The sequence below is a fragment of the Bacillus sp. NP157 genome (assembly GCA_018889975.1).
Taxonomy (GTDB): Bacteria; Pseudomonadota; Gammaproteobacteria; order Xanthomonadales; family Rhodanobacteraceae; genus Luteibacter.
Genome location: CP076546.1, coordinates 4092501 through 4108142, shown reverse-complemented (window position 1 = coordinate 4108142; position 15642 = coordinate 4092501). Strand labels below are relative to the sequence as shown.

The following is a 15642-nucleotide window of genomic DNA, read 5'->3' as shown; positions in this document are numbered from 1 at the left end:
AATATCCCACGCCTCTCAACCGGATTGAGAAAAAGATCAATGACTTAAGTCATGGTCGTTTCCGGCAAGAACAAAAAATGCCACGTTCCGGGTACGAAAAATTCCTAGGCGAAAAAAAAGCCCCGGGTGCGAGCCGGGGCGATCTGGGGAGTCATCCTTGGGGGGCCGTCACGGTGGGAGGACCGTGCGGCCACTTGTTGTAGTTACAAAGTTGCTGCCGCCTTGGTCAGAGCGAGAAGTCGTAACGCGCCGTCAGGCGGAAGCTGCGCGGCGTGGAGAAGCTCAACGGACGACCGTAGGTGGCGCTCAGGGTGCCGTCACCGGTCTGGTACGTTTCGTCGATGTTCTGCTCGCGCTGCTGGTTGAACACGTTGAAGACGTCGATCTTCAGCGCGAGGTCGTGGTTGAAGTAGGCCGGACGGTATTCCGCGTTCAGCGCCAGCTGGTAGGTCCACGGCAGGCGACCACGCGACCCACGCGGGGCCTCTTCGCCGTTGCAGTAGAAGTACGACGAGCCGTACTGGTAGATGTCCGGATCACGGATGCCCAGGCAGTTCTTCGGACGACCCGACACGGCCGACAGGTTCGCGCCGAACAGCCATTCCGGCGTGGCCTGCCAATAGCCGTAAGCTTTCAGCTGGTGGCGACGATCGCTCGGCAGCGGGCCGTTCGAGCCGATCATCAGTTCCGGGAAATCCCAGTCCTGGGTGACCGACGGATCGAGCTGGCCGATGTCGGACTTAAGCAGGCCTTCGGAGTTACCGAAGCTGTGCGACCAGACGTACTCGGCGCGGCCGTAGAACTCCTTGTTGAACTGGTGCTCCACGTACATGTTCAACGCGAGGTACTTGCGCTTGAGGTCCGGGAAGCCGAGGTCTTTCTTGTTGAGCTTGACGTTCTCGTAGGTGCCATCGTTGTCGAGGTCGATGGTGAACGTGTTGCCCTTGCCCGGGTTGAACAGCAGGCAGCCGGGGATGGCGGCGTCCGGGCTGATCGTCACGCCGTTCGCGTCGGCCCATGCCTCGATCGGACGCGTATCGCACATGTCGTCGATGATGCTTTTCAGCTTGCGGTAGGTGGCCTTCGCACCGACCGTCCACTCGCTGTTGATCTGCTTATCGAAGCCGAGGATGTACTCATCCTGGTAGTAGGCACTGAGGTCCTTCGCCGACAGCGTCTTCGGATCGGGCGCCGTGCCATCCGCGCCGTTGGCGTAGTGGATGTCGGAGATCGGGGTGGGCCCGATCGGTGCGCTGGTGACCGGATCGACACCGGAATAGACGAAGTACTGGCGTTCGAACAGCTGCGGGCCCGCGCCACGGATGGCCACGTTGGACGGGATGGCCAGGTGGTAGCGGCCGGCGTTGGCATAGACCTTCAGGGTGCTGTCGCCGAACACGTCCCACGTGACGCCCAGGCGCGGTGCCAGCTGGTGGCGCTGCTTCACGAACACCACGCCGTCGGTGTTGAAGTTCTTGAACTGCTCGTTGCGCAGGCCGATGTAGGCCAGCCAGTTCTGCGTGACCTGCCAGTGGTCTTCGATGAACTGCGCTTCCTGTTCGACCTTGACGTTACCGGCCGCGCGGAAGATCTGGCGACGGGCGATTTCCGTCGTGCCGGCGGGGATCGCCAGTTCGGGGAAGCCCGGGATGGCACCGGAGGCCGGCGGGTTGCTGTACGTCCACAGCGCACCACCCTGCACGGCGAGGCCGCCGTAGGATTCCGCCGTCTGGTTATCGATACCGACACGCAGGTCGTGGTCACCCAGCGTGTACTGGATATCGAAGCGCCAGTTCTTGACCTTGTCCTCGGCACCCGGGGCGATCAGGTTGCCCTGCACCGGCGCGCAGCTGACGCGCTTGAGGGCGGCCGGCACGTTGCGGTTATCGACGATGTTCGGGCAGGTGACGCCAGCGGCGCCGGAGATATCGTCGACGTGCTTGGTCGAGCTGTGGCCGTAGAGGGCATCGACGGTCAGCGAGTCGGTGATGTAACCGGTGTACTTGCCGATGTACATGATGCCGCCCGGCGTGGAGTTCGCCGTGCCGATGTTCTTCTGGTGCTCCGAGCCGAGCAGGCGCGTGCGCGAGTTGGTCGCGTAGTCGTACGAATAGATCTTGGTGTCGTTGAGGTTGGTGTCGCCGATGCCGGTGAGTTCGAGGATGTGGCTGTCGGTGATGTTCCAGTCGACCTTGCCGACCCAGTGGTTGGCCTTCAGGGGGCCATCGAACGAGGTCTTGGTCAGCACGTTGGTCACGCCGTCGGACTTGTCGGTGCGGACCACGTCGGCGGCGGCGTAGACGAAGAGCTTGTCCTTGATCAGCGGGCCGCTGAAGTAGAGGCCATAGAGCAGGTCGGTGGTCTTGTTGCCCTCGCGGTACTGGTAGATCGTGCCGTCGGTGACCTGGCCGGAGGTCTTCGGGTAGTAGATGTTGCGCGGGTTGGCCTTCAGCGAACGCGGGCTCCACTGCGCCTGGGCGCCGAACTTCCACGTGTTGCCGCCGCGCTTGGTGGTCAGGTTGACCACGCCGCCGGTGGAGCGGCCGTACTCGGCGCCGTAGCCGCCGGTAAGGATCTGCTGCTGGTCGATCGCATCGAACGGCAGCGTCGCGAAGCCGAGGCCGGTCAGCGGGTTGGTCACCGCGAAACCGTTGATGTAGTACTGGTTTTCCGCAGCCGACGCGCCGCCGAAGGTGACGACGCCACCGTAGCGCGAGTCGCCGCTGACCACGCCCGGCGCCAGCAGGGCGGCGGCGTTGACGTTGGACGCGACGGGGATGCGCTGCAGCTGGTCGGCAGTGAGCACAGTGCGCGAGTCGACCGACGAGACGTCGATCGCAGGCATGGCCGTGCCGGTGACCTGCACGCCTTCGAGGCTGGTCGCGGCGGCGGCACTGGCGGCCGCCACGAACGACACGTCCGTGCCGGTGCCGATGTTGACCTGCACGTCGCGGCTTTCCGCCACGGCGCCGCTGCGCTCGAGGGTCACCTTGTAACGGCCGACCGGCAGCGAGGTGGCGCGATAGCGGCCATCGGCCGGCAGCGGCACTTCGCGCGACAGGCCGGTGTCCTGGTTGACGATGCGGACGACCGCACCATCGGCGTTGTCGGCATGGCCGAAGATCACGCCCGACGCATTGGACTGTGCGTAAACGCCGCCGGCTGCAAGGCTTGCACCCAGCGCGATGGCAAGTGCGGTCCGGCGATGCGGCCGGAAACCGTGTGTCAGAACCTTCATCAAATCGTCTCCCCCAGAATGGACAAGGCACCCCCCTTCGGGTGCCCGCAGAAAAAACGGGCGCACTTTCCCGCCCGGCCTCTTGCAAGGCCGGGAACTGGCAGTCGTGTTTCGACGAAGCGGGCGCGTGGCCGCGGGCCGCGGCACCGCTGCTCGCGGGCCTGGACGGCACCTGGGCTGAACCCTGCTCCCCCTTGCGGCCTTCCCCGTTATGTCGCCGCGGGAAACGTATATCGCAGGATTTTGCGATCCACAACAAAGGAAATTCGCAAAAAATACCCTACACAGCAATTACTTACGCATTAGCATGCGTAGGCCGGGCAGAAAAATCGGCTTATCTGTCAGGCATTTGCGAAGAGGCACGTTTTCCGGGTAGGGCACCCTGCATTTTCACGCCTAGGAAACATTCCTAGGCAAAAACGCGGTCATTCCTAGGTTTGGGGCCTTTTCGATCGCACGTTTCCGGCGCCGAAGAGTCGTAAAGTCGGGCACAAGGCCCTCTGATTACGAAACTTCTCAAATGAAAGGCCATCGAAGGTATTTCCGTGTACACCGTAACCACGCTCGCGCGTTGTTGCGCGGAGACGCCGGGGGGCGGCTAATCCAAATCCAAGAGGTTCCAAGCGCATGAATGACAATTCGAGGGGATCCTTCCTGGCCGACGCCGCCGGTGGCAGCTTCGAGACCACCGGCCGCGCCGGCGGCGATGTTCCGGCATCGTCGTTCGCAAGCCGGGTACGGCAGGTCATCAAGATGAATGGCAGCGTGAGCGACATCGCACGCCGCTGTGGCTTTTCCGAGGGCGTGGTGCGCAGCTGGCGCGATGGCAACACCGACCCGTCGCGTGGTCGTTGCGTGACCATGGCCCGCACGCTGGGCATTTCGCTGGTGTGGCTGGCCGCGGGCGAAGGCCCGATGGTGCTGGACGCCAACACCGAAGATTCTACGGGGCGCGTGGAGACGTCGGAGTCCGCTCGCGGCCGCGACGACCACCACCACGTGCAGGCATCGGTCCCGGGCGTGCTCGACCCGTCGCGACTGGCCGCGGCGATGAAGCTGCTCCAGTCGGACATCGAAATGGCCGGTAGCCGGTTCTCGCCGGTGCGGCATGCCGACCTGGTCGCCGAGATGTACGCGATCCTGGGTCGCTCCAGCGAGTCGGACTACGCGGACCGGGTGATCGCGTTCCGCCGCACCGTGATGTCGCGGATCAGCGACGAGCCGGGCATGGTCGCCGCCTGAACGGCGAGCCGGTAGGAGCGGATCGCGCCGCTCCTACCCGTCGCATCGCGCCTTACAGGCGCGAGATGTCGGCGATGGCGCCGAACGAGGCCTTGAGCTGGGCCAGCAAGGCCAGCCGGTTGGCCCGCACGGCGGGATCGTCCGCGTTGACCAGCACGTCGTCGAAGAACCGATCGACCGGGGCCTGCAGTGCGGACAGGCGGGCCAGCGTGCCCGTGTAATCCGCCGTGGCCAGCAGCGCACGGGTGTCTGCCCGGGCGGCCTCGAGGGCGGCATGCAGCTCGCGCTCCGCATCGAACTCGAAGTGCACGGGATCGACCTGGGCCGGGATCGGCGCGGCGTTGGCTTCCTCGGCCTGCTTGCGCAGGATGTTGGCCACGCGCTTGTTCGCGGCGGCCAGGCTGGCGGCCTCGCTGCGGCGGCCGAACCCGGCGACGGCGCGCAGGCGGCGGTCGAAGTCCGGCAGGGTGGCCGGCGACACCGCCAGCACCGATTCGAACTGGTCCACGCTGAAGCCCTGCTCGGTGTAGTAACCACGCAGGCGATCGAGCACGAAGGCGTGCACCTCGTCGCCGAGTTCACGCCTGCGCGCACCGATGTCCACGACCGGCGCCTTGCCGTCCTTGCCCGGCTTCACGCCGGCCACGAAGGCCGCCTCGGGCACCATCTCGAAGGCTTCGACCAGGGCGGCGCGCAGGTCGATGTCCAGGCCACCTTCGATCAGGGTACGGGCCAGGCCCAGCGCCGCGCGACGCAGCGCGAACGGATCCTTGTTGCCGCTGGGCTTCATGCCCACGGCGAAGATGCCGGCGAGGGTGTCCAGGCGCTCGGCCACGGCCAGCACCTGGCCGACCTTGCCCGCGGCGATGGCGTCGCCACCGAAGCGCGGCTGGTAGAAGCTGTCGAGCGCCTCGGCCACCTCGGCATCGATGCCCTGGCGAGTGGCGTAGTACCGGCCCATCACGCCCTGCAGTTCCGGGAACTCGCCGACCATGCGGGTCAGCAGGTCGCACTTGGCCAGCGCGGCCGCATGGGTGGCCTGGCCGGCGTCGACGCCGACCCGGTTGGCGATGACCCGGGCCAGTTCGGCCACGCGCACCGTCTTGTCCCACAGGCTGCCCAGCGACTGCTGGTAGGTCACGCTCTTGAGCGCTTCCTGGTTATCGGCCAGCGGCGTTTTCAGGTCGCCGTCCCAGAAGAACTTCGCATCGGCGAAGCGCGGACGGATGACCCGCTCGTAGCCCTTGCGGATCTCGGCCGGGTCGCGGCTTTCGATGTTGGCCACGCCGATGAAGTGTTCGGTGAGCTTGCCGGCCTGGTCGAACACGGGCACGAACTTCTGGTTCGTTTCCATGGTGGTGACCAGTGCCTCCGGCGGCACTTCGAGGAAGTCGCGCTCGAAGGTGCAGGCGATGCCGACCGGCCATTCGGTGAGGTTGGCGATTTCGTCGAGCAGGTCGTCGGAGAGGCGCGGCGTGCCGCCGGCGGCCACGCGGGCGACCTCGCTGCGCACGCGCTCGCGGCGCTCGGCGGGATCGGCCAGCACGTGGGCCTGGCGCAGGGTGTCCAGCCACGCGTCGGCGTGGGCGACCTCGACCGGCTCCGGGTGGTGGAAGCGGTGGCCCAGGCTGGACCGGCCACTGGCCAGGCCCAGCACGCTGCCCTCGACCACGTCGGCGCCATGCAGCATCAGCAAGGTATGCACGGGACGCACGAAGCTGTCTTCGCGATTACCCCAGCGCATGGCCTTGGGAATCGGCAGCGCCTTGAGTGCCTCGCCGACCACTTCCTGCAGCAGGGCTGCGGTGGGCTGGCCGGCCTTCACGGCGCGGAACACGAACCACGCGCCCTTGTCGGTTTCGAGCTTTTCCAGCGCGGACACGTCGACGCCGCAGGACTGGGCGAAACCGACCAGTGCCTTCGACGGCTCGCCGTCGGCGCCGATGCTCGCGTTCACGGCGGGGCCGCGGCGTTCGACGTTCTGTTCCGGCTGCGCGACGGCGACGGCCGGGATGTGCACGGCCAGGCGGCGCGGCGATGCGTAGGTGCTCGCCGCGGCGTAATCGCCGGCGACGCCGCGCTTCTCCAGGCCTTCGACGACACCGCGCGCGAAAGCGCCGGCGAGATCGTCCAGTGCCTTCGGCGGGAGTTCTTCGGTGCCGAGCTCGATCATGAGCGGCAGGCGCTGGTCAGCCATGGGCGGCCTCCTTGTCGTTCTTCAGGCCGGGGAAACCGAGCCGTTCGCGCTGGGCGACGTAGGCCTCGGCCACGCCGCGTGCAAGGGTACGCACGCGCAGGATGTAGCGCTGGCGCTCGGTCACGCTGATCGCGCGGCGCGCGTCCAGTAGGTTGAAGGCGTGGCTGGCCTTGCACACCTGCTCGTAGGCCGGCAACGGCAGGTTGGCGGCAATCAGCTTGCCCGCCTCGCCTTCGCACACGTCGAACCAGTGCAACAGCTCCGGGACGTTGGCATATTCGAAGTTATAGGTGCTCTGTTCCACTTCGTTCTGGTGGAACACGTCGCCGTAGGTCACCACGCCATGCGGCGCGTGCGTCCAGACGATGTCGTAGACGCTGTCCACGTTCTGCAGGTACATCACCATGCGCTCGAGGCCATAGGTGATTTCACCGGTGACCGGGCGGCATTCCAGGCCGCCCGCCTGCTGGAAGTAGGTGAACTGGGTGACTTCCATGCCGTTCAGCCAGACTTCCCAGCCGAGGCCCCAGGCGCCCAGCGTCGGCGATTCCCAGTTGTCTTCGACGAAGCGCAGGTCGTGCACCAGCGGGTCGATGCCGAGCGCCTTCAGCGAGCCGATGTACAGCTCGAGGATGTTGTCGGGATTCGGCTTGAGCACCACCTGGTACTGGTAGTAGTGCTGCAGGCGGTTGGGGTTGTCGCCGTAGCGGCCATCCGTAGGCCGGCGGCTCGGCTGCACGTAAGCGGCAGCCCAGGGTTCCGGTCCGAGGGATCGCAGGAACGTGGCCGGATGAAACGTACCGGCGCCGACCTCGGTGTCGAGCGGCTGCATGAGCACGCAGCCCTGCGCCGCCCAGTAGCGGTTCAGGGTTTGGATCACGTCTTGGAAGGTGGGCGCGGACATGGTTCCCGGGTCCTTGATAAAGCGGGCTAGTATAACGGCGTAGCCTATTTACAGGGTTGGATCGCATGGCAGTCAATCCGCAACACGCCGCCCTGCTCGGGCGTCGTGGCCGACTGGAACTTGAAGAGGTGCTGGCCTCCCTCGTGGTGGACGGGTTCCTCACCGGCGACGACGCCAAGCGCGTCCGTGCCGGCTCGCGCTCGGGCAAAAGCGCGATCGAGTTGCACCCGCTCGTCCTCATCGCCAACAGCAAGCTGGAGAACCGGCGCGATCCCGGCCGTCCGATCAGCCTGGAGATGCTGGTGGAGTGGCTGGCCGGCAAGGCCAACCTGCCCTACCTGAAGATCGACCCGATGAAGGTCAACGTGGCCCAGGTCACCCAGGTGGTCAGCAGCGCCTATGCCCAGCGCCACCGGATCCTGCCCGTGGCGGCGTCGCCCAACGAGGTGACCTTCGCCAGCGCGGAACCCTTCGACAGCAACTGGGCGCAGGACCTCGGCCACATGCTGCGCCGGGACATCCGCCGGGTGGTCTCCAACCCGATCGACATCAATCGCTACCTGCTCGAGTTCTACGGCGTGCAGCGCTCCATCCAGCTGGCGCAGGATGCGAAGGGCCAGGACGCGTCGTCGAAGATCATCAACTTCGAGCAGCTGCTCGAGCTGGGCAAGGGTGGCGAACTCGGCGCCGACGATCGCCACGTCGTCCACATCGTGGACTGGCTGCTGCAGTACGCGTTCGAGCAGCGCGCGTCGGATATCCACCTCGAGCCGCGCCGCGAGGCGGGACAGATGCGCTTCCGCATCGACGGCGTGATGCAGAAGGTGTTCGAACTGCCGCCGCCGGTGATGACGGCCGTGACCTCGCGCATCAAGATCCTGTCGCGCATGGACGTCGCCGAAAAGCGCCGCCCGCAGGACGGTCGCATCAAGACGCGCTCCGTCGCCGGCCGCGAAGTGGAACTGCGTATCTCGACGATGCCGACGGCGTTCGGCGAAAAGGTCGTGATGCGTATCTTCGATCCCGACCTGGTGATGAAGGATTTCAGCCAGCTCGGCTTTGCGCCTGAGGAAGACCGCATCTGGCGCGCGATGGTGGAGCGCCCGCACGGCATCGTGCTGGTGACCGGGCCCACCGGCTCGGGCAAGACGACCACGCTCTATTCGACGCTGAAGCACCTGGCCCGGCCGGAGCTGAACGTCTGCACGGTGGAAGACCCGATCGAAATGGTTTCCCCCGAGCTGAACCAGATGCAGGTGCAGCCGGCGATCGACCTCGACTTCGCCGCGGGCGTGCGTACGCTGCTGCGCCAGGATCCCGACATCATCATGGTCGGCGAGGTGCGCGACCTGGAAACCGCGCAGATGGCGGTGCAGGCATCGCTGACCGGGCACATGGTGTTGTCCACGCTGCATACCAATGATTCGCCCAGCGCGGTCACCCGACTGCTCGACCTGGGCGTGCCGCATTACCTGATCCAGTCGACGCTGGCCGGCGTGGTGGCGCAGCGCCTCGTGCGCACGCTGTGCCCGCACTGCAAGCAGGCGACCACCCAGGATGCGGATGAATGGCGCGCGCTCACCCACGGCTGGGACGTGCCGCTGCCCGAGCGGGTGTTCGCGCCGGTCGGTTGCCTCGAATGCCGCAAGACCGGTTTCCTCGGGCGTACCGGCGTGTACGAAATGATGCCTATCTCGCCCAAACTACGGGCGCAGATCACCGCCGAGCTGGACCTCGCGCGCTTCAATGCCGTGGCCTTGCGCGAAGGCATGAAGCCGCTGCGCATTTCCGCCGCCGCGCAGGTCGCCGCGGGGCTGACCACCGTGCGCGAAGTACTCAATGTCCTGCCTCCTTCCGATATCGACGACGCAACGTAAGCCATGAAGCCTCTCCTCATCGTCCGCACCGGGCGCGCCCCGGACGTCATCAGCGAACGCCACGGCGATTTTCCACGCTGGTTCCAGCTCGGCCTGCGCCTGCGCGCGCCACGCCTGCAGGTGGTCGACGTGGAGCGCGGCGACGCGCTGCCCGATCCCGACGACGTCGCCGGTGCGATCCTCACCGGCTCGGCATCGATGGTGACCGAGCGGCTGCCGTGGAGCGAACGCACGGCCGGCTGGATCCGCCATGCCATGGACGCCGACCTGCCGCTGCTGGGGGTCTGCTACGGCCACCAGCTGATGTCGCACGCCCTGGGCGGGCGTGTCGATTACCTGCCGGGCGGTCGCGAGATGGGCACGGTGCCGCTGGCGATCCAGGCCGGGGCGGCTGCCGATGAACTTGGCGCGGCGCTGCCACAGACGTTCCATGCGCATACGACGCACGAGCAGAGCGTGCTCGAACTGCCACGGGGCGCGGTCTCGCTCGCCCGGTCCGCGCGCGATCCGAACCACCTGGTCCGCTATGGCAAACACGCGGTGAGCACGCAGTTCCACCCGGAGTTCTCGGCCGAGGTAATGCGCGCCTACATCCGTCGCAAGCATGACGTGCTGGCCAGCGAGGGCACGCCGCCGGCGGCGATGTTGGCGGCGGTGGTCGCCACGCCGCATGCGACCGGCCTGCTCCGCCATTTCGTCCGCACGCACCTGGCCACGGCGCAGGCATCGTCAGCCGCGTAGGCGTCGCTCGATCGCGCCCCGCGAGAAGAACGCGAAGACGATGCCGAACAGGAAGCCGCCGATGTGGGTCCACCACACGACGGCGCCATAGCTCGCCCCGCCGTAGCTGAAAAGCAGCTGGACCAGCGCCCAGATGCCGATGAGGACGAAGGCGGGTACGCGGACGAATTCGAGATAAAGCCCCAGCGGGACGACCAGGCCGAGCCTGGCCCGCGGAAACAGCGTGACGTAGGCGCCGACCACCGCCGACACGGCGCCACTGCAGCCGATGATCGCCACGAGGGCGCCGGTCAGTGAGATCGCGCCGATCAGGTTGGCGACGACGCCACCGAGCAGGAACAGGAGCAGGAAGCGCGGCGAGCCGAGGCTACGCTCGGCGGGTAGGCTGAAGATCACCAGGAAGAGCAGGTTGCTGAGCAGGTGCAACCATCCACCATGGATGAACAGCGCCGTGAACAGGCGCAGCAGGGCCGGATCGCTGATCTGTTGCCACAAAGGCAGGCCAGTGCCGAACAGGTGCGCCGGCACCGTGCCCCAATGCAGCATGATCGCCATGCGCTCGGTGCGGCCGGCCAGGGCCAGGCCGACGAAACACACGACGCAGACCATGACGATGAGCATCGTTGCCCAGCACACGCGCGAGCGCCGGCGTGTGTCGACCCGGACGAACATCATCACGGCACGCCGCGGGTGAGATGGGGCCCTTCGGATTCAAGCGCCGACAGCGCGAACATGGTTTCCGGACCGACCACGCCGTCGGCGGAAATGCCGAAGCGCTGCTGGACGTTGCGTACGCGCGTCTCCACGCCGGTGTCGAAGCTGGTCGGCTCGGTCGCGTGCGGGATCGCGCCCGGCAGGTGGCCCAGCAGCCAGTGCATGCCGTCGCCGCTGCTGCCACGCGCAAGTTTCCCCGGCATGGCCGGATCGACACGGAACACCGCATAGAAGCGGCCTTTCCAGATGCGCTCGAAAGCGTCGCGAGTGAGCTCGACATACTTGTTGCCGAGGTACAAGCGGACCGCTTCGTCGCCGGCGCCGACCAGCAGGACCTGTTGCTTCGCGTGCGCCTCGTCCAGCTCGAGCACGAGCGGCCGATCGAAGTGGCGTAGCTGGTCCAGGGTCCCGCGCCCGCTCACGCAGGCGAAGCCGGGGAAGATGATCGCGTCGCAGTTGACCGCGTTGGCTACCGAGGTTTCCTTGGACGACACCTGCCAGCGTGCGAGCAGTTCGCCCCACACGCGCAGCTGGCCAGTTTCCGGCGGTGGCAACGCGTCCTGCAACTTGGCCAGCGCCTGGTCGGGGCTCACGGTGACGAAGCTCTTCGGGCGAGACGGGCTATGGCCGGTGAACACCCAGATGCCGAAGCCGCTGACGAAGACGACGGCGAGCACGGCCGTGATCGCGAGGATCGGCTTGCGGTAGCGACGCAGCCAATACCGTGCGTACTGCGGCAGCACTTCGCGGGCGACGAAGCCCAGGGCGCGCTCGCCGATGGATTGTTCGCCGCGTTCGGCCGCGCGTTCGAGCGCGCGCTGGGCCAGGGCATTCAACCGTTTGGGATTGCCCTTGCCATCGTCGCGGAGCGAGCGCAGGCCGAGCCGGCTGAAGGGCATCTGGGCCGTGCCGGCGACATGCAGGCGGTGGCGTACGTAGCGTTCGCTCTCGTCCGCGGTCAGCGGTCCGAGCGGCAAACGGCTGCGTACATGGCGCGCGATCGACGGAGCATGGGTACCCGTGAGCCGCTCGCGTAACGCCGGCAAGCCGGCGAGGACGAGGTGGAAAGGCGCGTTGGCTTTCTCGCTCGCGATCAGCAGTCTTTCGACGATAGCCAGGTCATCGTCGCCCAACCGGTCGGCATCGTCGAGGATCAGGAGGAAGCGATGGTTGACGTGATGGGCCAGCCGACCGAGGCCCAGCGCGAGGCCATCGACCAGGTGTTCCTGCGTATTGGCTTCGGCGCTGAGGGGTAGCGGCAGGCCGAAACCCGCGTACATCGAACGCAGCCAGGCGATCGGTTCGAGGGCGTAATCGCCCGCGCCGTGACGCACCGGGCGCACCCCGTGCTGGGGCGCGTCAGCCTCGATAAGCATGCAGAGCAGGGTCTTGCCGATGCCAGCTTCGCCCGTGAGCAGGGTGACGCTGTGGTTGCTGGCGCCGAGCTCGTATTCGACGTGCGCCAGGACCTCGCGCTCGCGCGTGAAAAGACACGCGAAACGCGGATCCGGTGCTTCGCCAAACGGCGGTTCGCGCAGCCCAAAGGTCTGTAGATACATAGGCCTAGAGTAGCCGATCAGACCAGTTTTGTAGGAGCGCGCCTGCGCGCGAAAGCCAAAGACATGTAGGAGCGCGCCTGCGCGCGATGGCCAACGAAGCGGTGAGGCCGAGGGGCAAATCGCGCGCAGGCGCGCTCCTACAGCGATCCGGCGATCGGGGATGCCAAAACGCAGGCAAAAGAAAACCCGGTCTCAGATGAGACCGGGTTTCCGGGATAAAGCCCCTGGCGGTGACCTACTCTTGCATGGCTTGAGCCACACTACCATCGGCGCATGCGCGTTTCACTTCTGAGTTCGGGATGGGATCAGGTGGGACCACGCCGCTATAGCCGCCAGGGAAGGGGTGGGAGCAGCGCTTTTTGAGCGCCGGCTCCACAGAGGGTGTAAACGAGTGACAAGCGTCCGGGAACGTCCGGATCGAAGCTTGAGTTAAGACGGTGAAGCGTCTTGGGGTTATATGGTCAAGCCTCACGGCTCATTAGTACACGTAAGCTCAATGCATTGCTGCACTTCCACACCGTGCCTATCAACCACCTAGTCTTGATGGTGCCTTAAGGAGAGTCTAGCTCTCGGGAGATCTCATCTTGAGGCGCGCTTCCCGCTTAGATGCTTTCAGCGGTTATCGCTTCCGTTCGTAGCTACCGGGCAATGCCATGGGCATGACAACCCGAACACCAGCGGAACGTCCACTCCGGTCCTCTCGTACTAGGAGCAGCCCCTCTCAAATCTCCAACGCCCACGACAGATAGGGACCGAACTGTCTCACGACGTTCTGAACCCAGCTCGCGTACCACTTTAAATGGCGAACAGCCATACCCTTGGGACCGGCTACAGCCCCAGGATGTGATGAGCCGACATCGAGGTGCCAAACACCGCCGTCGATATGAACTCTTGGGCGGTATCAGCCTGTTATCCCCGGAGTACCTTTTATCCGTTGAGCGATGGCCCTTCCATACAGAACCACCGGATCACTAAGACCTACTTTCGTACCTGCTTGATCCGTCGATCTCGCAGTCAAGCACGCTTATGCCTTTGCACACAGTGCGCGATGTCCGACCGCGCTGAGCGTACCTTCGTGCTCCTCCGTTACTCTTTGGGAGGAGACCGCCCCAGTCAAACTACCCACCATACACGGTCCCTGATCCGGATTACGGACCTAGGTTAGAACGTCAAGCACTTCAGGGTGGTATTTCAAGGATGGCTCCACCAGAACTAGCGTCCTGGTTTCGTAGCCTCCCACCTATCCTACACAGAAGAACTCAACGTTCAGTGTAAAGCTATAGTAAAGGTTCACGGGGTCTTTCCGTCTTGCCGCGGGAACGCTGCATCTTCACAGCGATTTCAATTTCACTGAGTCTCGGGTGGAGACAGCGCCGCTGTCGTTACGCCATTCGTGCAGGTCGGAACTTACCCGACAAGGAATTTCGCTACCTTAGGACCGTTATAGTTACGGCCGCCGTTTACTGGGGCTTCGATCAAGAGCTTCGCCTTGCGGCTGACCCCATCAATTAACCTTCCAGCACCGGGCAGGCGTCACACCCTATACGTCCACTTTCGTGTTTGCAGAGTGCTGTGTTTTTGATAAACAGTCGCAGCGGCCAGGTTACTGCGACCCCTCGATGCTCAGTCACGCACGTGACCACACCAAGGGGCGCACCTTCTCCCGAAGTTACGGTGCCATTTTGCCTAGTTCCTTCACCCGAGTTCTCTCAAGCGCCTTGGGATTCTCACCCTGCCTACCAGTGTCGGTTTACGGTACGGTTTTTCTACAGCTGAAGCTTAGTGGCTTTTCCTGGAAGCGTGGTGTCAGTCACTTCGTCCTCATAGGACTCGTCTCGGTGCTCGGCATAGAGATTCCCGGATTTGCCTAAGAATCATGCCTACCGCCTTTCCCCAGGACAACCAACGCCTGGTAGACCTAACCTTCTCCGTCCCCACATCGCACTGTAGAAAAGTGCAGGAATATTAACCTGCTTCCCATCGACTACGCATTTCTGCCTCGCCTTAGGGGCCGACTCACCCTGCGCCGATGAACGTTGCGCGAGGAAACCTTGGGCTTTCGGCGAGGGGGCTTTTCACCCCCTTTATCGTTACTCATGTCAGCATTCGCACTTCCGATACCTCCAGCAAGCCTTACGACTCACCTTCACAGGCCTACGGAACGCTCCTCTACCGCGTACAGATCAAAATCTGTACACCCCGAGCTTCGGTGCATAGCTTAGCCCCGTTAAATCTTCCGCGCAGACCGACTCGACCAGTGAGCTATTACGCTTTCTTTAAAGGGTGGCTGCTTCTAAGCCAACCTCCTGGCTGTCTATGCCTTTCCACATCGTTTTCCACTTAGCTATGACTTTGGGACCTTAGCTGCGGGTCTGGGTTGTTTCCCTTTTCACGACGGACGTTAGCACCCGCCGTGTGTCTCCCGTGTATCACGTGTTGGTATTCGGAGTTTGCCATGGTTTGGTAAGTCTCAATGACCCCCTAGCCATAACAGTGCTCTACCCCCAACAGTGTTCGCACGAGGCGCTACCTAAATAGCTTTCGAGGAGAACCAGCTATCTCCGAGTTTGTTTAGCCTTTCACTCCGATCCTCAACTCATCCCCATCTATTGCAACAGATGTGGGTTCGGTCCTCCAGTGCGTGTTACCGCACCTTCAACCTGGTCAAGGATAGATCACTCGGTTTCGGGTCTACTGCCAGAGACTATTCGCCCTATTCAGACTCGGTTTCCCTTCGCCTCCCCTATACGGTTAAGCTTGCCACTGACAGTAAGTCGCTGACCCATTATACAAAAGGTACGCAGTCACCCTTGCGGGCTTCCACTGCTTGTACGTATACGGTTTCAGGGTCTATTTCACTCCCCTCTCCGGGGTTCTTTTCGCCTTTCCCTCACGGTACTAGTTCGCTATCGGTCAGTCAGGAGTATTTAGCCTTGGAGGATGGTCCCCCCATGTTCAGACAAGGTTTCACGTGCCCCGCCTTACTCAATTTCATGCCATGCACCCTTTCGTCTACCGGGCTATCACCGTCTACGGCCAGCTTTTCCACGCTGTTCGACTAGAATGTACGACACTTTTGGGCTAGTCCGCGTTCGCTCGTCGCTACTGACGGAATCTCGGTTGATTTCTTTTCCTCCGGGTACTTAGATATTTCAGTTCCCCGGGTTCGC

At 64.2% G+C, this 15642-nt stretch carries 8 protein-coding genes and 2 rRNA genes (1 of these 10 cut by a window edge); 3 read left to right on the top strand and 7 right to left on the bottom strand.

Translation table 11 applies throughout. The annotated features are described in order from the left end of the window. Positions 1-226: 226 nt before the first annotated feature. Positions 227-3238 carry a TonB-dependent receptor plug domain-containing protein gene (locus KPL74_18720; GenBank protein QWT19765.1) on the bottom strand — a complete coding sequence of 1004 codons (3012 nt, stop codon included), beginning with the start codon at positions 3236-3238 and terminating at the stop codon, positions 227-229. A 627-nt stretch (positions 3239-3865) separates the two neighbouring features. On the opposite strand from KPL74_18720, the gene KPL74_18715 reads away from it, so the two are divergent. Next, complete coding sequence (locus tag KPL74_18715) at positions 3866-4480, top strand: helix-turn-helix domain-containing protein (GenBank protein ID QWT19764.1); 615 nt, start codon at positions 3866-3868, stop codon at positions 4478-4480. A 52-nt stretch (positions 4481-4532) separates the two neighbouring features. Here the strand turns inward: KPL74_18715 and glyS are convergent, their stop codons facing one another. Together glyS and glyQ are read right to left on the bottom strand one after the other, a co-directional pair. Then, positions 4533-6677: a glycine--tRNA ligase subunit beta gene (glyS, locus tag KPL74_18710; GenBank protein ID QWT19763.1), complete on the bottom strand. Its 2145-nt coding sequence runs from the start codon at positions 6675-6677 to the stop codon at positions 4533-4535. After that, positions 6670-7581, bottom strand: coding sequence for a glycine--tRNA ligase subunit alpha (gene glyQ, locus KPL74_18705; protein ID QWT19762.1), 912 nt, complete (start codon positions 7579-7581; stop codon positions 6670-6672). The genes glyS and glyQ overlap by 8 nt, the downstream gene beginning before the upstream one ends. Positions 7582-7646: 65 nt before the next feature. On the opposite strand from glyQ, the gene KPL74_18700 reads away from it, so the two are divergent. Both KPL74_18700 and KPL74_18695 read left to right on the top strand, forming a co-directional pair. Beyond that, on the top strand, positions 7647-9458 hold the full coding sequence (locus KPL74_18700; GenBank protein QWT19761.1) for a GspE/PulE family protein: 1812 nt from the start codon (positions 7647-7649) through the stop codon (positions 9456-9458). Positions 9459-9461: 3 nt separating this feature from the next. Continuing rightward, positions 9462-10199: a glutamine amidotransferase gene (locus tag KPL74_18695; protein ID QWT19760.1), complete on the top strand. Its 738-nt coding sequence runs from the start codon at positions 9462-9464 to the stop codon at positions 10197-10199. Here KPL74_18695 and KPL74_18690 read toward each other — a convergent pair. From KPL74_18690 to KPL74_18675, 4 genes are all read right to left on the bottom strand, one after another. Continuing rightward, on the bottom strand, positions 10188-10874 hold the full coding sequence (locus KPL74_18690; protein QWT19759.1) for a rhomboid family intramembrane serine protease: 687 nt from the start codon (positions 10872-10874) through the stop codon (positions 10188-10190). The genes KPL74_18695 and KPL74_18690 overlap by 12 nt on opposite strands. Further along, a complete protein-coding gene (locus KPL74_18685) occupies positions 10874-12472 on the bottom strand; it encodes an AAA family ATPase (protein ID QWT19758.1) in 1599 nt (532 codons plus the stop codon). The genes KPL74_18690 and KPL74_18685 overlap by 1 nt, the downstream gene beginning before the upstream one ends. Before the next feature lie 222 nt (positions 12473-12694). Further along, positions 12695-12809, bottom strand: a 5S ribosomal RNA gene (rrf, locus tag KPL74_18680). A 120-nt stretch (positions 12810-12929) separates the two neighbouring features. After that, positions 12930-15642 (bottom strand): 23S ribosomal RNA (locus KPL74_18675); it runs 172 nt beyond the window's last position.